Genomic DNA, 17202 nt, shown 5'->3' with positions numbered 1-17202 from the left:
CGAGAGAGGTAGACGGCACGTGAGCGCCTTCACACCCGAGGCACTGCCCTCCGCCGACGAGGCCCGGGCGGCGCTGACCGCCCTGCGCCGCGAGGTGGCCAAGGCGGTCGTGGGCCAGGACGAGACGGTGACCGGGCTGGTCGTGGCACTGCTGTGCCGTGGCCACGTACTGCTGGAGGGTGTGCCCGGTGTCGCCAAGACGCTGCTGGTGCGCACGGTCTCGCAGGCCCTGTCACTGGACCACAAGCGGGTGCAGTTCACCCCGGACCTGATGCCGGGCGACGTGACGGGTTCGCTCGTCTACGACCAGCACACGGCGAAGTTCGAGTTCATGAAGGGCCCGGTCTTCACCAACCTGCTGTTGGCCGACGAGATCAACCGGACCCCGCCCAAGACCCAGGCCTCCCTGCTGGAGGCCATGGAGGAGCGGCAGGTCACCGTGGAGGGGCGGCCGGTCGCGCTGCCGGACCCGTTCATGGTGGCGGCCACCCAGAACCCGGTCGAGTACGAGGGCACCTACCCGCTGCCCGAGGCCCAGCTGGACCGCTTCCTGCTCAAGGTGACGGTCCCGCTGCCCGAGCGCAACGCCGAGGTGGCCATGCTGGGCCGCCACGCCGCCGGGTTCGACCCCGGTGACCTGGCCGCGGCCGGGGTGACCGCCGTGGCCGGGGCCGCGGAGCTGCACGCCGCGCGCGCGTCCGTGGCCCAGGTGCGGATCGCGCCCGAGGTCCTCGGCTACATCGTGGACCTGTGCCGCGCCACCCGCTACTCCGCCTCCCTCCAGCTGGGCGCCTCGCCGCGTGGCGCCACGGCGCTGCTGCGCACCAGCCGGGCGTGGGCGTGGCTGTCCGGTCGCGACTACGTGACCCCCGACGACGTCAAGGCCCTGGCCAAGGGCACGCTCCGGCACCGGATCGGCCTGCGCCCGGAGGCCGAGCTGGAGGGCGCCACCGCCGACGGCGTCCTCGACGGCGTGCTGGCCTCCGTCCCGGTGCCCCGCTGATGGTGGTCACCGGCCGGGCCGCGCTGCTGGCGCTGGTCGCGGCGGTCGCGGTGGCGGTCTCCGGGGACATCGGCGGGATCGTCACCGCCGTCTCCGTCGGTCTCGTGGTGCTGCTGGTCGTGCTCGACGTGCTGCTGGCGACGTCTCCGGGGCGGCTCCGGCTGTCCCGGGAGGGTGACACCACGCTGCGTCTGGGCGAGTCGGCCGAGGTGTTCGTGACGCTGGCCAACCCGACCCGGCGGCGGCTGCGCGGCTGGGTCCGCGACGCCTGGCCGCCGAGCGCGCACGCCTCCCCCCGGTCCCAGCCGCTGCTGGTGGGCCCCGGGGAGCGGCGCCGTGTGCGGACCGGGCTCACCCCCACGCGCCGGGGCGACGCCCGTGCCGCCGGGGTGACGGTGCGCAGTGTCGGACCGCTGGGGCTGGCCGGGCGTCAGCGCACGCTCACGGCCCCCTGGACCGTGCGGGCCCTGCCCCCGTTCCACAGCCGCAGGCACCTTCCGGGCAAGCTGTCCCGGCTGCGCGAGCTGGAGGGACAGCACACGGCGATGGTGCGCGGCCAGGGCAGCGAGTTCGACTCCCTGCGCGACTACGTGCCCGGTGACGACGTGCGCTCCATCGACTGGCGGGCGACCGCCCGCAACGACGGCGTGGTGGTGCGGACCTGGCGCCCCGAGCGGGACCGGCGCATCCTCATCGTGCTGGACACCGGCCGCACCTCGGCCGGTCGGGTGGGCGACACGCCCCGGCTGGACCACGCGATGGACGCCGCGCTGCTGCTGACCGCGCTCGCGGGCAGGGCGGGCGACCGGGTGGACTTCATGGCCCACGACCGCACCGTGCGTGCGCAGGTCCGCGCCTCGGGCAAGGGCAGCCAGGTCAACCGGGTGGTGGAGGCGATGGCCACGCTGGAGGCCACGCTCGTGGAGTCGGACCCTGCGGCCCTGGTGAGCTCCGTGCTCACCCAGGGGCGGTCCCGCAAGCTGGTCGTGCTGCTCACCGACCTCAACGCCACCTCGCTGGAGGAGGGGCTGCTGCCGAGGCTGCCGCTGCTGTCCACGCACCACCTGCTGCTGGTGGCGGGGATCAGGGACCCCGAGGTCGAGGAGATGGCGGCCGGGCGGGGCAGCCCCGAGGCCCTGTACCGGGCGGCGTCGGCCGAGCGGACGCTGGGCGAACGGCACCGGATCAGCAAGGAGCTGCGCCGGATGGGCGCCGAGGTGGTGGACGCGACCCCCGAGCAGATCGCCCCGGCGCTCGCGGACGCCTACATCAACCTCAAGGCCCAGGGGCGCCTGTAGGACCGGACCGACGAGGGGCCACCACCGCGCGCGGTGGTGGCCCCTCGTGTTCTCGGGTCAGGCGTCCTTGTCGGAACCGCCCCGCAGCTTGGCGCCGACCTCCAGAGCGGAGCGCTCCTCGGTCAGCCGCCGCAGGGCCTCCTCCTTGGAGACGGTGGAGCGCGGGGTCACCAGGCTGACGACCACCCCGGCGACCAGGGCCACCACCAGCGACGGGATCACGGCGTTGCCCCAGAAGGCGGTGAACGAGGCGACGTTGTTGACGACCAGGGCCGCCACCGATCCGCCCAGCATCGCGGCGATCCCGCCCTGCCAGGTCGCGCGGGGCCAGAACTTGCCGAGGAGCGACGCCACCAGCAGGCCGGTGAGCACCGTGGAGATCATCAGGGTGATGTACCCGATCAGGGTCGTGGCCATGAGGGAGAACACGAGGGCGAGACCCATCACCGCGGTCAGTCCCCACCGCGAGTAGCGGACCAGGTTCCTCGGGTCGGGGAGCCTTCCGGTGACCAGCTGGGAGATGTCGCGGACCAGGATGGTGACGCTCACGATGGCGTCCGAGTCACCCGAGGACATCGTGGCCGACAGCCCGGCGACGAGCAGGAACGCGCCCAGCCACACCGGGAACAGGGTGGTGACCAGGTACGGGAAGGCCATGTCCGGGTTGTCGAGCGCGGGTTCGAGGGTGTGGGCCGACATCCCCGCGATCGCCGGGAGGACTGAGAAGGCCGCGAAGAGGACCCCGGCGAGGACGAAACTGCGCCGCACGGTCCGCACGTTGACGGCCGCGTAGATCCGCTGGCGGTACGACGGGGTGGCCAGCACACCGACGGCGATGACCACGGCGAGGGAGAGCGCGGGCACCGGGCCCAGGGCCTCGTAGCCGAACAGGGAGAGCGCCTCCTCGGAGGAGCCCTCACTGAGTCCGTCGAGTCCGCCGACGCTCACCAGGGCCAGGACGGCGAGGACGGTGAAGCCGAGGAAGAGGATGGTGCCCTGGATGGCGTCGGTGATGACCACCGCCAGGTAGCCCCCGACGATCGTGTACACCCCGAAGCCGAGGGCGATGACCACCTTGGCCGTGTTCTGGTCCATGTCGGTGAGGAAGGAGAGGTACATGGCCCCGCCCATGATGTGCGCGCCCAGCCATCCCACCGAGGCGAGGAACAGCAGGACGGCCACCACCCCCTTGATCGCGCGGCTGGCGCCGAAGTAGTAGCTCATCTCCTCCGGGAAGGTCATGAACCCCTTCTCGCGCACGTCGGCGAAGAGCCACAGCAGGAGGAAGACGCCGGTCGCGCCGCCGACCCCGTACAGGGCCCCCGCCCAGCCGTTCTGGTACGCGAAGCCCACCGCGCCCAGGCTGGAACCGGTGCCGACCAGGGTGGCCAGGGTGCTCCCCATGACCAACGGGGTGCCCAGGCCGCGTCCGGCGAGGAGGAAGTCCTCACCGTCCTTGGTGCGCCGGGCGACCCACCAACTGATCGCGATCATCAGCAGCACCGAGGCGAGCAGTGCCGACAGGTAGATCACGTTGGACTGGCTCATGACGAACCTCCAGGGATGACGGGGGGAGGGGGTGGGTGGGGAGTGGGGAGTGGGGTGGGGGGTGTGGGTCGAGCTGGGGCGGGGCCCGTGCGGCCCGGATCCGGGAACCGGGCCGCACGGCGGGAGCGGGGGCTCGGGGCCCCGGGGTCAGCTGGCCGGGTGGTACAGCACCGCGTCGACCTCGATGGCGAAGCCGGGCAGGTCCGCCTGGATGGTGGTCCGCACCGGCGCCTTGTCACCGAAGTACTCCGCGAACACCCCGTTCATCGCCTGGAAGTCGGCCAGGTCGCGCAGGTAGACCCGGGCCTGGACGGCCTCGGACAGGTCCGCTCCCGCGGCCGCCGCCACGGTGGCCAGGTTGTCGAACGTGGCGCGCGCCTGCTCCAGGAACGGGCCCTCGATCACCGAACCGTCGGTGCGGTGCGGCGTCGCTCCTGCGAGGTAGACGAAGTCCCCGGCCACGACGGCGTGGGAGTAGGGGCCGCCGGGCGGTGCGGCGTCCGGGGTGTTGACGATCTTCTTCTCAGCCATGCTTCCTCCTTGGGTGGGGTGGTGCCGGTGGTTGACCGGACCGGTTCAGAACAGGGTGCGGACAGCGTCCACGACCCGGCCGTCCGCGTCGAGGACGGGGATCAGCGGCCACTTGTCGAACACCGTGCAGGCGTGGGAGAGCCCGAGTTCGACCACGTCACCGACGCGCAGCGCCTCCTCGGCGGGGCCGCTGAGGTCGAGGAACGCGTGGTGGTCGTTGAGCTCGACCACGCGCGCGCCGTCCGTGAGGGGGGTCCGCTCGCCGTCGCGCAGCACCGCGCGCGGCACGGGCAGGTCGACGTCGAACGACACGTCGCGCTTGCCGACCCCCAGCAGCGCCCGGCCGGGTTCCGGGCGGGACAGGACCCGCGCGTGGCAGCTCAGCGCGGGGCGCAGGGGGTCGTCGTCGGCCGCGGACCGCAGCGGGGAGGCCCGCTCCATGAACAGGTCGTCGTGGGCCACGTAGCAGCCCGAACGGACGATCCGGCGGACCGGGCGCGACAGTTCGGGGGGCTCCGCGAGGGCGTCGGAGACCAGGTCGGGGTAGCTGCTGCCGCCCGCGGTGACGATCACCTCCGCCGCGCCGTCGAACAGGTTCTCGGCGTCGGCCCGGCGGGCGAAGTCGTACAGGCGGTCCAGCCAGGCGCGCACGCGGTCCGGGGAGTCGTCGTCGCGGCGCTGCGGGAACACGCCCTCGAAGGCCTCCACCCCGACGAGGGTGAGTTCCGGGGAGGCGGCGACCGTCCGGGCCAGCTCCAGGGCGCGCTCCGGGTCGCGGACGCCCGTGCGGCGCCCGGCCACGCCGAGCTCCACCAGGACCGGGAGCGGTCGCGCGGCTCCGGCCAGGGCGTGTTCCATGATCCGGACCCCCTCGACGGAGTCCACCAGGCACAGCGGCTCGAAACCGGGGTCGGCCAGCGCGTCGGCCAGCCAGGACAGCTGGTCGGGGTCCACGACCTCGTTGGCGATCAGGACCCGGGGCACGCCGAAGCGGCGCATCACCCGGGCCTGGGCGACGGTGGCGGCGGTCAGGCCCCAGGCGCCCCGCTCCAGCTGCGCCGACCACAGCCGGGGGGCCATCGTGGTCTTGGCGTGCGGGGCGAGGTCGACGCCGCGTTCGGCGCACCAGCGGGCGAACCGGTCGAGGTTGTGGGTCAGCGCCGCCTGGTCGAGGGTGACGGCGGGCAGCCAGAGGTCTCGGAGGTGCAGGTCGGCGGCGCGGATCCGGTCGACCGTGGTGGGGCCGTCCGGCAGGGACCGCGCCTCCACCGGCGCGGAGTCGAGCTCGGCCAACCGAGCGGTGGGAAGCCCGGGTCCGGTGGCGGTACCGGTGGGCAGGGGTCTCGAAGGTGAGTCTGTCAAGGTGGGCTCCCGTCGTGTCCGGCCCTCAGGCACGGTCCTTGGCGGCTGGGCGGGGGAAGGGCTCGTCGAAGTCCTCGGGGCGGTCCAGGCGCTGGACGGCGGAGCGCACCTGCCGGTGGCGGTGGTCCTCGGCCCGTTCCTGGGCCGCGCTCAGCGGTACCCACGCCGGGGGGGGTTCGGCGGCTCGGGGTGTGAGCAGTCGGCCGCGGGCGTAGGTGGCGGTGTTGGTCAGGCGGAGGGGTGCCTCCCGGGTGCCGCCGTGCACGTCGACGACGGGGAAGCTCCCCTCCTCGGCGTCGAACACGGCGATGTCGGCGTCCGCGCCCGGGCTCAGCGTTCCGGCGGGCAGGCCGAAGGCGCGGGCGGGGCGGTGGGTCACGGCCGCCACCACGTCGGTCAGGCCCATTCCGGCGGCCAGGGCCTTGCCCATGACGGTCGGCAGGTCGAACGCGGGGCCGTACACGGAGCGGATGTGCAGGTCGGTGGAGACGAGGGGGACCAGACCGGCCGCCAGCTCGGCTTCGAGCACGTCGAAGTCGAAGGCGCCGGAACCGTGCCCCAGGTCGAAGAGCACGCCGGAGTCGCGCAGGCGCAGCAGGGTGTCGGCGGGGCGGCCGTCGACGACCAGGCCGGTGGCGACCCCGGTGGCGCAGTGGGTGACGACGTCGCCCTCGGTGAGGAAGGGGGCGATGTCGGTGAGGTCGGGCGGGCCGTAGCCGATGTGCACCATGAGCGGGCGCTCCAGGCGCCGGGCCAGCTCCGTCGCCCTGCGCAGGGGCTCCAGGCCGTGCATGCCGACGGTGTGGCTGTCCATGCGCGCCTTGACACCGCAGACGAAGTCGCCGTTCCGGGCCACCACGGCCGCGGCCGCGTCGACGTCGAGGTTCTCCAGGACGTGGTGTTCGCCCGTGCGGCCGACCAGCCCGATCCCGGAGACGTTGACCAGGGCCCGGACGCGGAACGACGCGGGCTCGGCCACGGTGCGGCGCAGCCCGTCGAGGCCGTAGGCGCCGGCGGAGCCCGCGTCGATCCAGGTCGTGACACCGGTGCGCCAAGCGATCGGTTCGGGGTCCACGCCCCAGTAGGTGGAGCCGTGCAGCACGTGGGTGTGCGCGTCCACCAGGCCGGGGAGCACGAGCTTCCCGTGGACGTCCTCGACCCGCGCGGCCCGGTCCCTCGGCAGGTCGGTGCCGACCTCCGCGATCCGTCCGGCACTGACGGCGACGTCGGCCGTCCCGTCACGCCCCGAGGCCGGGTCGATGACGCGGCCGCCGCGCAACATCAGGTCCCACACTCAAGCCACCCCCTTGTGTTGCGTACTGCGCAACACTGTTGCGCGGTGAACAACATATTGAATAGCATTCGCCGGTGACGCAGGTCAACACATCCCGTGAGCCCAGTCACCAGACGAACCGGAGGTCGTGAGTGAGCACGCAGCGACGGATCGAGGTACCAGCGCCGTCCTCCCCCGCGAGCTCCCAGGACGCTTCCCCCGCCCCGCTCGACGCGGTGTGCGTGGGCGAGACGATGGCGCTCCTCATCCCCGAGCCGCACCCGGACGGGACCCCCCGGTTCCACGCCGAGGTCGGCGGAGCCGAGTCCAACGTCGCGGTGCACCTCGCCCGCGCGGGACGGACCGTGGCGTGGCGCAGCGCGCTGGGCGGCGACGTGTTCGGGCACCACGTGCGCGGACGTCTGACCGGCGCGGGCGTACGGTGCCTGGTCCGGGAGGACCCCGCTCGCTCCACCGGCCTCTACATGAAGGAGCCCTCCCCCGAGGGCACCCGGGTGCGCTACTGGCGCGCCGGGTCGGCCGCCTCCACGCTGCGCCCGGCGGACGCGGACGAGGTGTGGCGGTGCCAGCCCCGCCTGGTGCACACGACCGGGATCACCGCCGTCCTGTCCGACACGGCGGAGGGCCTGGTCCGGGAGCTGTTCGAGCAGGCTCCCCCCGACACCCTGCGCAGCTTCGACGTGAACTACCGCCCCGCGCTGCACGGCGCGGGCAACGCCGACCTCCTGCTGGACCTGGCCCGCCGCGCCGACGTGGTGTTCTGCGGCCTCGACGAGGCGCAGTCACTGTGGCGGGTGGAGTCCCTGCCCCAGCTGGTCGAGCTCCTGACCGGCCCGGACGGACCCGACCTCGTCGTCGTCAAGCAGGGCGCCCGGGGCGCCACGGCCGTCAGGGACGGACGCACCTGGTTCGAACCCGCGCCCAGGGTGGAGGTCGTCGAACCCGTCGGAGCCGGGGACGCCTTCGCCGCCGGGTTCCTCGACCGCCTGCTGGACGGTGCTCCCCTGCCCGACTGCCTGGCGGAAGGCGCCAGACTGGCCGGGGTGGTGCTCGGGCTCCCCGGCGACATCCCGCCTCCGCAGGAGGGGTCCCCCGCCACCCGCTGAGAGGCCGTGCCAGTCCGAAACCGCCTCCGACCACCCCAGGGGCCGCGCCCCTGCCGACCAAGGGGAGAACCACCGGTGTCCAACAGTGTCGAACGCGCTCTGCGCATCCTCGTGGAACTGGCCGACGGTCCCAGCACCATCAGTGAGCTCGGCCGCCGCCTCGACGTGCACCGCACCACCTCGCTGCGCCTGCTGCGCACCCTGGAGGAGGAGCGGTTCGTACGCCGCGCGGACGACGGCGCCTACCGGCTGGGCCCACGACTGGCCGCCCTCGCCGCCGCCGCTCTGGACGGGCTCGACATCCGCGACGGCGCCGCCCGGCACCTCGCGGCGCTCAGCGACACCTGCGGGCAGACCATCCACCTGGGCGTACTGGAGGGCCGTCAGGTGATGTACCTGGACAAGGTGGAGTCGCGGCAGGCGGTGCGCATGTACTCGCACATCGGCGCGCTGGCGCCGCTGCACGCCACCGGGATCGGCAAGGTCCTCCTCGCCTACCTGTCCGCCGGGGAGCGCGACGAGCTGCTCGGTGCGTCCCCCTACCCCAGGTACACGCCGAACACGCTCACCGACCGCGCGGCGCTCGACGAGGTCCTCGACCGCACCGCGCGCCAGGGCTGGGCCCTGGACGACTTCGAGCACGAGGAGTTCATCCACTGCGTGTCCGCGCCGGTCTTCGACGCGGCCGGACGGGTGGCCGCCGCGATCTCCGTGTCGGCTCCGAGCATGGTCCTGGACCGCCCGGGGCTGCTCGCCTACACCGAGGACCTGACCTCCACCGCGAGGGCCATCAGCGAAGAACTGGGTTGGAGCCAACGATGACCACGAACGACGGCGCCCCGACGGGATCGATCCCCGGCTGGGCCGACTTCTTCCGCGAGGGGCTCTCCACCGTGCCCCTGGTCCTCATCCTGCGCGGGACCACACCCGACGAGGCGGTCGCCGCGGCACGGGCCGCGTGGAGCGCGGGGGTGCGGCTGGTGGAGGTCACCCAGGAGAGCGCGTCGGGCCCGCCCGCCCTGGAAGCGGTGGTCCGCGCCGCCGAGGGGCGGCTCCCCGTGGGCGCGGGGACGGTGACCACTCCCGAGCGGCTGCACCGGGCGGTGGACGCGGGCGCGGAGTTCGGGGTGGCCCCCGGACTGGACCCGGACACCGTCGCTGAGGCCGACCGCCTGGGTGTCCCGTTCCTCCCCGGGGTCTCCTCGCCCACGGAGGCCGGGCAGGCGCTCCGGCTCGGTGTCACCACGGTGAAGGCGTTCCCGGCCAACGTGCTGGGCCCGGCCTGGGTGTCCGCCGTGGCGGGCCCCTTCCCCGAACTCCGGGTCGTGGCCACGGGCGGGGTCGGCGCCCGGAACGCGGCCGAGTTCCTGCGCGCGGGCGCGGTCGGCGTGGGGGTGGGCCGCTCCGCCACCGAGGGCGGCGCCCTGGCCGGGCTGCTCGGGGCCCTCTAGCCGGTTGGCTGCGGTGGGATCGCCCTTTCGTGCAGTATGTGTGCATGGCCTCTCCCCCCGAAGCCCACAACCACGCCGACGGGCCCGTGTACGGGCACCTGGTGCAGGCCCGGGACATCCACGGTGGCGTCACCGTGAACGCCGCCCCGGCGGCCGCCCCGGTGCTCGACGTCTCCCTCGACCCCCCGCGCCCCGCCACGACCGTACGCGGGCGCCACGACCTGCTGACGGCCCTGCGCGAGGGCATGTACGACGGAGACGCGGTTCCGCACGTGCTCACCGGAGCCGGCGGGTTCGGCAAGACCACCGTGGCGGCGGCCCTGGCCGAAGACGCACGCTCCGAGGGGTGGACGGTGTTCTGGGTGCGCCCGGACACGATCCTGCCGAGCATGCTGGAGGTCGCCGTGGAACTGGGCGGCTCCCGTGAGGAGGCGGACCGGTTCAGGACCGCTCCCCGTCAGGCCGCGCGCTGGGTCTGGCGGCACCTGGACACCGCGCCCCGCCCCTGGCTGCTGGTCATCGACAACGCCGACCAGCCGGAGCTGTTGGACCCGGAGAACCGTCCGGGCGAGCAGCGCGGCTGGATGCGGTCGAGCCCGGGCGGGTTCGTCCTGGTCACCAGCCGTGTGGGCGACCCCGCGCTGTGGGCGCCCGCGACGGTGCACCGTGTGGACTCTCTCCACGGCCAGGACGCGGTGAACGCACTGGTCGACCACGCGGGAGGGCCACCGTCACCGGGGGCCGAGGCCTTGGCCGAGCGCCTGGGTGGGGTCCCGCTCGCGCTCTTCCTGGCCGGACGCATCCTGGCCACCCACGGCGTGCTCTTCCCCGACGCGGACGCGCTGCTGGGGCACCTCGACGAGGACCCGACCCGGCTCGACGCGCTCTCCGAGCCGCTGGTGTCCGGCGCGGACAGCGAGCGCCGCCTGCTCTCCGGGGTGTGGGAGCTGTCCCTGCGCATGGTGGGCGAGCGGAACCCGCACGCCGTGCCCCTGCTGCGAATACTGGCGGTCCTCGGGAGCGGCTCCACCTCCGTACCCCTGCGCAGACTCCCGCTGGGCGAGCTGGCGGAGGGAGGGCTGGGCCCCCTCCACGAAGCGGGCCTGGCGCAGGCGATCAACGCGCTGGTCGTCCACGGGCTGGTCACCACCGCACGCCGGGACTCGGGAGAGGTCTCCCTGCGTCTGCACCCCCTGGTCTCCGAGAGCGTCCGCGCGCGCCTGGACTCCGACTCCCTCCCCCTCCTGGAAACCGTGCGGCGGCTCCTGGAGTGGCGGGCCGACCACGACCTCGCCCTGGAGATGGGGGCGCACTCGGCCCTGCACGCCGTCCTGCTGCGGATCCACGGCCGCGCCCACCCGGCGCCCGTGCGCGCGTGCACCCTGTTCCACCGGGCCGTCATGCTCCTCGGCCTTCGGGAGGCGGCGGAGAGGGGTCTGCGCAAGGTCGTCGACCAGAGCCGCGCCGACCTGGGTGACGCGCACCCGGAGAGCCTGAGCGCGCGGCACGCGCTGGCCGACGCCCTACGCGCCCTCGACCGGATCGAGGAGGCGGAGGGGCTCTACCGCGCGGTGCTCAGTGAGCGCGAACGGGTGCTGGGGCCCCTGCACCCGGAGACGCTGAGCAGTCGCCACCAGGTCGCCCTGATGGCCGGGCTCCTCGGTGACCTGGACACCGCTGAGCAGGAGTTCCGGGAGCTCTGGCGGACGTACGAGGAACGCTCACAGGAGGAAGACCGGCTCGCGCTGAACACACTGGAGAACCTCTCCTTCGTCCTCCTCTACCGGGGTGACCACGATGCCGCCGAGGAGGGGTTCCGCAGGGTCGCGCGGGGACGCGGCGCGACCCTGGGAGAGCTGCACCCGGCCACGATCGACGCTCGGTTCGACCTGGCCAGGGTCGCGTTCGCGAAGGAGGACCACCGCGCAGCGGCCGACGGGTTCGAACGGGTCGTGGAGCTGCGCGAGGGGGTCCTCGGCGAGGACCACGCTCACACGAGGCTGGCGCGGGAGTGGTGGCAGAGGGCGACCCGGGCGTTGACGGGAGACTGACCCGTCACCGCCGGTCCGCGACGACCGTGATGAGCGCGGACCACTCCCGTGCCCCCACGCCGACCACGGCGGCACTGCGGTTCTGGGTGTCACGGACCAGGACCGGGAGACCCCCCCGAAGGGCCACCTCGACGCACGCCTCGTTCTCGAAGCTGCTGTGACTGCTCTTGACCCACACCTCGGAGGTCAGGGGGCCGTGACGGAACACCACCCGCCCCGGTACCCCCACTTCGACACAGTTGTGCATGAAACTGCTGTGACTGCTCTTCACCCAGCGGATGGCGTCGTCCATACGCACGATCGTGACACGGGACCGCACGGAATCACAGGCCCTTCGACCCCTTTCAGCCCGCCACGGGGAGGGCGGCCGGGGCGTCCGCGATGTCGCCGGTCTCGCCCTCCTGGTAGGCCCTCTTTCCCACCGTGTACACGTAGACGAAGAACAGGACCTCCGCCACCACGCCGATGCCGATGGCGATCCACGTGTTGGTGATCCACCCGGTGACCAGCCCCTCGATCAACCCCGAGACGAACAGCACCACCACCAGGCCCAGGACCACCGCGATGGCGGCCCGGGCCTCCTCACCGAGGGCGCGCAGACGGGTCCGTTCGCCCGGCACGATCAGCGACCACCCGATCTTGAGGCCCACGCCCCCGGCCACGAACACGGCGGTCATCTCCAGCAGGCCGTGCGGGAGGATCAGCGCGAAGAACACGTCGCCGCGCCCCATCGCGAACATCATGCCCCCGGCCATACCGAGATTGACCGCGTTGAGGAAGAGCACGCCGAGGGTGGGCAGCCCGAAGGCCACACCGAAGATGATCGCCTGCGCCGCCACCCAGGCGTTGTTGGTCCACACCTGGGCCGCGAAGGAACCCGCCGGGTTCTCCACGTAGTAGTTGGCGAAGTCGTGCTCGACGTAGCGCGCGATGGACTCGGGGGTGCCCAGGGCGGCCAGGACCTCCGGGTTGGTGGCGATCCACACCCCGGTGACCGTGGCCACGGCGAGGGTCCCGGCGGTCACGCCGATCCACCACCAGCGCAGCCGGTAGAGCACGGCCGGGAACACCCGGGTGAAGAAGCCGGTGACGTCGGTCCACGAGGAGGCGTGCGAGCCGGTGACCGCCGAACGGGCGCGGGCCACCTGGGAGGTGAGCCGACCCGCCAGTTCCGGGTCCTGACCCGAGGAGCGCACCACCGACAGGTGGGTCGACACCCTCTGGTAGAGATCGACGAGCTCGTCGATCTCCTCACCTGTGAGCGAACGGCGCCGACGCACCAGTTCGTCCAGTCGTTCCCACTCCCGGGCGTGCGCAGAGGCGAACACGTCGATATCCACGTAAGGGACATTACTGGATTTCGGTCCCCGGCTCCCCTACGGGTGAGAACGGCGCCGCGCGCTGGCGGGTAGTGTCGGGGAGACGGTTTCAGACACCCGGTAAGGGAGCGTGCACTGGTGTCCTATCCCGGTGGTGGCGAGACCCGTGACGACGTGTACGGCGCGACGCCGCTGGTCACGGGTGACGCGGTGGTGCTCGAACTGCGCCCGGCCGGGTTCGCCACGCGCGCGGCGGCGATCGCCATCGACTTCCTGGTGCAGGTCATCGCGTTGATCGCCCTGGGTCTGCTGGTGAACTGGATCGGCGTGAGCGTCGACTTCGCCGCGACCAGCGCGGTCTCGCTCGCCTCGACCATCCTCGTCATCGTCGGCTACCCCGCCGCGTTCGAGTCGATCTCCCGCGGGCGTTCCCTGGGCAAGATGGCCCTGGGCCTGCGGGTGGTGGGCACCGACGGCTCCCCCGAACGCTTCCGGCAGGCCCTGGGCCGCGCGCTCTCCGGGTTCGTCGAGCTGTGGATGACCTTCGGCGTGATCGCCCTGGTCACCTCGATGCTCAACCGGGACGGCCGCAGGGTCGGTGACTTCGTCGCCGGAACCATGGTGGTGGAGGAGCGCACCGGGGGCCGCCGCGACACGGCCGTCCCGATGCCGCCGCACCTGGCCGCCTGGGCCGCGACGACCGAGCTGTCACGCCTGTCCCCGGAGACCGCCAACGCCGCCCGCCAGTACGTCCTGCGCTACGGCGAGCTGGCCGAGCACACCCGCCACGAGATGGGCGCCCAGCTCGCGGACACCGTGGCGTCGCAGATCAGCCCGCTTCCGCCGCCCGGCACCACCCCGCCGTACTTCCTCGCCGCCGTGCTGGCCGAGCGCCGCCGACGCAGCCTGGAGGCCATGAACGAGGGTCAGGGGCGCCAGGAGCTCAGGTAGGCCTCCTGGTCGGGGGTGAGGACGTCGATGCCCACCCCCAGGGCCGCGAGTTCCAGGCGCGCGACCTCGTTGTCGGTCTCCTCCGGCACCTCCACCACGCCGGGGGCGAGGGTGGCGTGCTCCCTCGCCAGCCACTCGGTGGTGAGGGCCTGCACGGCGAACGACATGTCCATGACGGCGGCCGGGTGCCCCTCCGCGGCGCCCAGGTTGACCAGCCGCCCCTCGGAGAGCAGCAGGAGCCTGCGGCCGTCCTCGAACTCGTACTCGTCGGCCTGTTCACGCACGCCCCGGTCCACGGTGACGGACAGCGACTCCAGGGCGTTGAGGTCGATCTCCAGGTCGAAGTGGCCCGAGTTGGCCAGGATCGCCCCGTCGCGCATCACCGCCAGGTGTTCGCGGCGGATCACGTCCCGGTTCCCGGTGGCGGTGACGAACACGTCCCCGACCGGGGCCGCGGTCTCCATGGTCGCGACCGTGTACCCCTGCATCACGGCGTCCAGCGCCTTGACCGGGTCCACCTCGGTGACGACCACGTTCGAGCCCATGCCCCGGAACCTCTCGGCCAGTCCCCGACCGCAGTAGCCGAACCCGGCCACGACGACGGTCCGACCGGCCAGCAGGGTGTTGGTGGCGCGCAGGATCCCGTCCACGGTCGACTGCCCGGTGCCGTAGCGGTTGTCGAACATCCGCTTGGTACGGGTGTCGTTGACCGCCACCATCGGCAGCCGGAGCTCACCCTCCGCGCTCATCCTGCGCAGCCGGATCACCCCGGTGGTGGTCTGCTCACACCCGCCGAGGACCCCCTCCAACAGCTCGGGACGGCTCACGTGCGCGGTGTTGACCAGGTCGCAGCCGTCGTCCAGCAGCAGGTGCGGCCGGGACTCCAGGACGGTGACCAGGTTGCGGTCGTAGGCGGCCGTGTCCATGCCCGCCCACGCGTGCACGGCCACCCCGTACTCGGTGACCAGGGCGGCGGCGGTGTCGTCCTGCGTGGACAGCGGGTTGGAGGCGGCCAGCCACACCTGCGCCCCGCCCGCGCGCAGGACGCGGAGCAGGTTGGCGGTCTCGGCGGTCACGTGCAGGCACGCGGCCACCCGCAGCCCTTCGAGCGGGCGTTGGTCCGCGAACCGGGCGCGGACGCTGCGCAGGACCGGCATGGAGCGTTCGGCCCATGCCACACGGCGGACCCCGGCCTTCGCGAGGCCGAGGTCCGCCACCTCGTGTGAGGGAGGAGTCATCTGAGTAAGGACTCGCCCCTAGTAGCGGTAGTGGTCGGGCTTGAACGGCCCGGACACGTCCACGCCGATGTAGGCGGCCTGCTCCTTGGTGAGCTCGGTCAGCTTGACGCCGAGCGCGTCCAGGTGCAGACGGGCGACCTTCTCGTCGAGGATCTTCGGCAGCGTGTACACGTCGGTCGGGTACTCGTCGGGCTTGGTGAAGAGCTCGATCTGCGCGATGACCTGGTTGGTGAAGCTGTTGGACATCACGAAGCTGGGGTGGCCGGTGGCGTTGCCCAGGTTCAGCAGGCGGCCCTCGGAGAGCACCAGGACGGACTTGCCGTTGTCCTGGGTCCACTCGTGGACCTGCGGCTTGATCTCCTTCTTGGTGATCCCGGGGACCTTCGCCAGGCCGGCCATGTCGATCTCGTTGTCGAAGTGGCCGACGTTGCCGACGATCGCCTGGTGCTTCATGCGCAGGATCTGGTCGGCCATGATCACGTTGAAGTTGCCGGTGGTGGTGACGAAGATGTCGCCGACCTCCAGCACGTCCTCCAGCGTGGTGACCTGGAACCCGTCCATCGCGGCCTGGAGGGCGTTGATCGGGTCGATCTCGGTGACGATGACGCGGGCGCCCTGGCCGCGCAGCGCCTCGGCCGAGCCCTTGCCGACGTCGCCGTAACCGCAGATCACGGCGACCTTGCCGCCGATGAGGACGTCGGTGGCGCGCATGATGCCGTCCGGCAGCGAGTGGCGGATGCCGTACTTGTTGTCGAACTTGCTCTTGGTGACGGAGTCGTTGACGTTGATCGCCGGGAACGACAGGCTGCCGTCACGCTGCATCTCGTAGAGGCGGAGGACACCGGTGGTGGTCTCCTCGGTGACGCCCTTGATCTCCTTGGCGATGTTGGTCCACTTGCCGGAGTCCTTCTTGAGGCTCTCCTGGAGGAGGGTCAGGACGACCTCGAACTCCTCGCTGTCGGCCGTGGACGGGTCCGGGACGGCACCGGCCTTCTCGAACTCGGCGCCCTTGTGGACGAGCATGGTGGCGTCACCGCCGTCGTCCAGGATCATGTTCGGGCCCTCGCCGGGCCAGGTGAGGGCCTGCTCCGTGCACCACCAGTACTCCTCCAGCGTCTCGCCCTTCCAGGCGAAGACGGGCACGCCCTTGGGGTCGTCGACGGTGCCGTCGGGGCCGACCACCACGGCGGCCGCGGCGTGGTCCTGGGTCGAGAAGATGTTGCAGGAGACCCAGCGGACCTCGGCGCCCAAGGCGACGAGCGTCTCGATGAGGACGGCGGTCTGCACGGTCATGTGCAGCGAGCCCATGATGCGGGCGCCCGTGAGGGGCTTGCTGTCACCGAACTCGGCGCGGGTGGCCATGAGACCGGGCATCTCGTGCTCGGCGAGACGGATCTCGTTGCGGCCGAACTCGGCCAGGGAGAGATCTGCGACCTTGAAGTCGAAAGCCATGCGTTCCTCACTCGTCAAGTCATGGTTGCCACCCGATTCTAGGCCCGCGGCCACCCTCCGCACACAAACCTCACACAGAGATGTCAGATTTGCGCTTCAGGACGGTGGCGGTGGGTTAGGGTCACCTGCATGGCCGCCCTCGACGACGACCCCACAGCGCCCGGACCGCACGGCGCTCCGGTCCCCATCTCCGCCGCCGCCGAGCGGGTCGGCAGCACCGCCCGGATGCTGCGCTACCGCGAGGGTCTCGGTCTGCTCCCCCGCACACAGGAACAGCCCACGGGGCGCGGCCACCGGCACCGCCGGTTCACCGAGGAGGACCTGCGCACGATCGCGGGCGGGCTGGAGCTGGAGCGCGAGTTCGACATCCCGCCCGCCGCGCTCGCCTTCGCCCTGCGGGTCCTGGCCGAACCCGAGGTGCTGGCCCGGGTGCGCGCGCACGGCGAGCGTCTGGGTCGGCTGGCCGCCGCCCCCACCCGCGCGCTGGACTTCGAGAAGGAGAAGGCCATGCGCCTCCTTCACGCACGTCGCCCGACCCCCCAGGGTCCCGGGACGCGCGGCGGCCGTTCCGGTTGACCTGAGGCCACGGCCGTCACCG

16 protein-coding genes are annotated in these 17202 nt (G+C 72.5%); 8 read left to right on the top strand and 8 right to left on the bottom strand.

Features of this window, described 5'->3' with window-relative positions; all coding sequences use genetic code 11:
* The first annotated feature begins 19 nt into the window (after window positions 1-19).
* A complete protein-coding gene (locus AC0VYL_RS05075) occupies window positions 20-1003 on the top strand; it encodes an AAA family ATPase (RefSeq protein ID WP_475459721.1) in 984 nt (327 codons plus the stop codon).
* The gene (locus AC0VYL_RS05070) at window positions 1003-2301 is read left to right on the top strand and encodes a DUF58 domain-containing protein (RefSeq protein WP_475482458.1); all 1299 of its coding nucleotides are present in this window, start codon (window positions 1003-1005) and stop codon (window positions 2299-2301) included. The genes AC0VYL_RS05075 and AC0VYL_RS05070 overlap by 1 nt, the downstream gene beginning before the upstream one ends.
* Window positions 2302-2358: 57 nt before the next feature.
* Here the strand turns inward: AC0VYL_RS05070 and AC0VYL_RS05065 are convergent, their stop codons facing one another.
* The 4 genes from AC0VYL_RS05065 to AC0VYL_RS05050 form a co-directional block, all read right to left on the bottom strand.
* Window positions 2359-3849, bottom strand: coding sequence for a sodium:solute symporter family protein (locus tag AC0VYL_RS05065; RefSeq protein ID WP_475459716.1), 1491 nt, complete (start codon window positions 3847-3849; stop codon window positions 2359-2361).
* A gap of 147 nt (window positions 3850-3996) precedes the next feature.
* On the bottom strand, window positions 3997-4380 hold the full coding sequence (locus tag AC0VYL_RS05060) for a RidA family protein (protein ID WP_475482457.1): 384 nt from the start codon (window positions 4378-4380) through the stop codon (window positions 3997-3999).
* Window positions 4381-4425: 45 nt separating this feature from the next.
* On the bottom strand, window positions 4426-5742 hold the full coding sequence (locus AC0VYL_RS05055) for an alanine racemase (RefSeq protein ID WP_475459711.1): 1317 nt from the start codon (window positions 5740-5742) through the stop codon (window positions 4426-4428).
* A 25-nt stretch (window positions 5743-5767) separates the two neighbouring features.
* A complete protein-coding gene (locus AC0VYL_RS05050; protein ID WP_475482456.1) occupies window positions 5768-7036 on the bottom strand; it encodes an amidohydrolase family protein in 1269 nt (422 codons plus the stop codon).
* Between the two features lie 221 nt (window positions 7037-7257).
* Between AC0VYL_RS05050 and AC0VYL_RS05045 the strand changes: the two genes are divergently transcribed.
* From AC0VYL_RS05045 to AC0VYL_RS05030, 4 genes are all read left to right on the top strand, one after another.
* Window positions 7258-8142 (top strand): sugar kinase, encoded by an 885-nt coding sequence (locus AC0VYL_RS05045; RefSeq protein WP_475483472.1) that lies wholly within the window; start codon window positions 7258-7260, stop codon window positions 8140-8142.
* A gap of 75 nt (window positions 8143-8217) precedes the next feature.
* Entirely contained in the window at window positions 8218-8964 is a 747-nt protein-coding gene (locus tag AC0VYL_RS05040) for an IclR family transcriptional regulator (RefSeq protein WP_475459707.1), read from the top strand.
* On the top strand, window positions 8961-9593 hold the full coding sequence (locus AC0VYL_RS05035; protein WP_475482455.1) for a bifunctional 4-hydroxy-2-oxoglutarate aldolase/2-dehydro-3-deoxy-phosphogluconate aldolase: 633 nt from the start codon (window positions 8961-8963) through the stop codon (window positions 9591-9593). The genes AC0VYL_RS05040 and AC0VYL_RS05035 overlap by 4 nt, the downstream gene beginning before the upstream one ends.
* A 44-nt stretch (window positions 9594-9637) precedes the next feature.
* Window positions 9638-11644: a tetratricopeptide repeat protein gene (locus AC0VYL_RS05030; protein WP_475482454.1), complete on the top strand. Its 2007-nt coding sequence runs from the start codon at window positions 9638-9640 to the stop codon at window positions 11642-11644.
* Window positions 11645-11648: 4 nt separating this feature from the next.
* On the opposite strand, the gene AC0VYL_RS05025 is transcribed toward AC0VYL_RS05030, so the two are convergent.
* On the bottom strand, window positions 11649-11936 hold the full coding sequence (locus tag AC0VYL_RS05025; RefSeq protein WP_475482453.1) for a DUF397 domain-containing protein: 288 nt from the start codon (window positions 11934-11936) through the stop codon (window positions 11649-11651).
* Between the two features lie 52 nt (window positions 11937-11988).
* A complete protein-coding gene (locus AC0VYL_RS05020) occupies window positions 11989-12984 on the bottom strand; it encodes a stage II sporulation protein M (RefSeq protein ID WP_475459698.1) in 996 nt (331 codons plus the stop codon).
* 117 nt (window positions 12985-13101) lie between these two features.
* Between AC0VYL_RS05020 and AC0VYL_RS05015 the strand changes: the two genes are divergently transcribed.
* Window positions 13102-13914 carry an RDD family protein gene (locus AC0VYL_RS05015; RefSeq protein WP_475459696.1) on the top strand — a complete coding sequence of 271 codons (813 nt, stop codon included), beginning with the start codon at window positions 13102-13104 and terminating at the stop codon, window positions 13912-13914.
* Here the strand turns inward: AC0VYL_RS05015 and ahcY (AC0VYL_RS05010) are convergent.
* Both ahcY (AC0VYL_RS05010) and ahcY (AC0VYL_RS05005) read right to left on the bottom strand, forming a co-directional pair.
* Window positions 13890-15152: an adenosylhomocysteinase gene (gene ahcY, locus AC0VYL_RS05010; protein WP_475459694.1), complete on the bottom strand. Its 1263-nt coding sequence runs from the start codon at window positions 15150-15152 to the stop codon at window positions 13890-13892. The genes AC0VYL_RS05015 and ahcY (AC0VYL_RS05010) overlap by 25 nt on opposite strands.
* An 18-nt stretch (window positions 15153-15170) precedes the next feature.
* Window positions 15171-16604, bottom strand: a complete 1434-nt coding sequence (gene ahcY, locus AC0VYL_RS05005) for an adenosylhomocysteinase (protein WP_475459691.1) — start codon at window positions 16602-16604, stop codon at window positions 15171-15173.
* Between the two features lie 129 nt (window positions 16605-16733).
* On the opposite strand from ahcY (AC0VYL_RS05005), the gene AC0VYL_RS05000 reads away from it, so the two are divergent.
* Window positions 16734-17180, top strand: a complete 447-nt coding sequence (locus AC0VYL_RS05000) for a MerR family transcriptional regulator (protein WP_475459689.1) — start codon at window positions 16734-16736, stop codon at window positions 17178-17180.
* Window positions 17181-17202: the final 22 nt, after the last annotated feature.

This window comes from Nocardiopsis sp. iso_238, assembly GCF_056173325.1.
Note: the sequence above shows the minus strand (reverse complement) of the source record. Positions and strands in the feature narration are given on the sequence as shown.

Excerpts from the sequence above, each read along its gene's own strand:
- AC0VYL_RS05070 (WP_475482458.1), top strand. The coding sequence starts at position 1,003 with ATGGTGGTCACCGGCCGGGCCGCGCTGCTGGCGCTGGTCGCGGCGGTC.
- AC0VYL_RS05065 (WP_475459716.1), bottom strand. The coding sequence starts at position 3,849 with ATGAGCCAGTCCAACGTGATCTACCTGTCGGCACTGCTCGCCTCGGTG.
- AC0VYL_RS05060 (WP_475482457.1), bottom strand. The coding sequence starts at position 4,380 with ATGGCTGAGAAGAAGATCGTCAACACCCCGGACGCCGCACCGCCCGGC.
- AC0VYL_RS05035 (WP_475482455.1), top strand. The coding sequence starts at position 8,961 with ATGACCACGAACGACGGCGCCCCGACGGGATCGATCCCCGGCTGGGCC.
- AC0VYL_RS05030 (WP_475482454.1), top strand. The coding sequence starts at position 9,638 with ATGGCCTCTCCCCCCGAAGCCCACAACCACGCCGACGGGCCCGTGTAC.
- AC0VYL_RS05025 (WP_475482453.1), bottom strand. The coding sequence starts at position 11,936 with ATGGACGACGCCATCCGCTGGGTGAAGAGCAGTCACAGCAGTTTCATG.
- ahcY (WP_475459694.1), bottom strand. The coding sequence starts at position 15,152 with ATGACTCCTCCCTCACACGAGGTGGCGGACCTCGGCCTCGCGAAGGCC.
- ahcY (WP_475459691.1), bottom strand. The coding sequence starts at position 16,604 with ATGGCTTTCGACTTCAAGGTCGCAGATCTCTCCCTGGCCGAGTTCGGC.
- AC0VYL_RS05000 (WP_475459689.1), top strand. The coding sequence starts at position 16,734 with ATGGCCGCCCTCGACGACGACCCCACAGCGCCCGGACCGCACGGCGCT.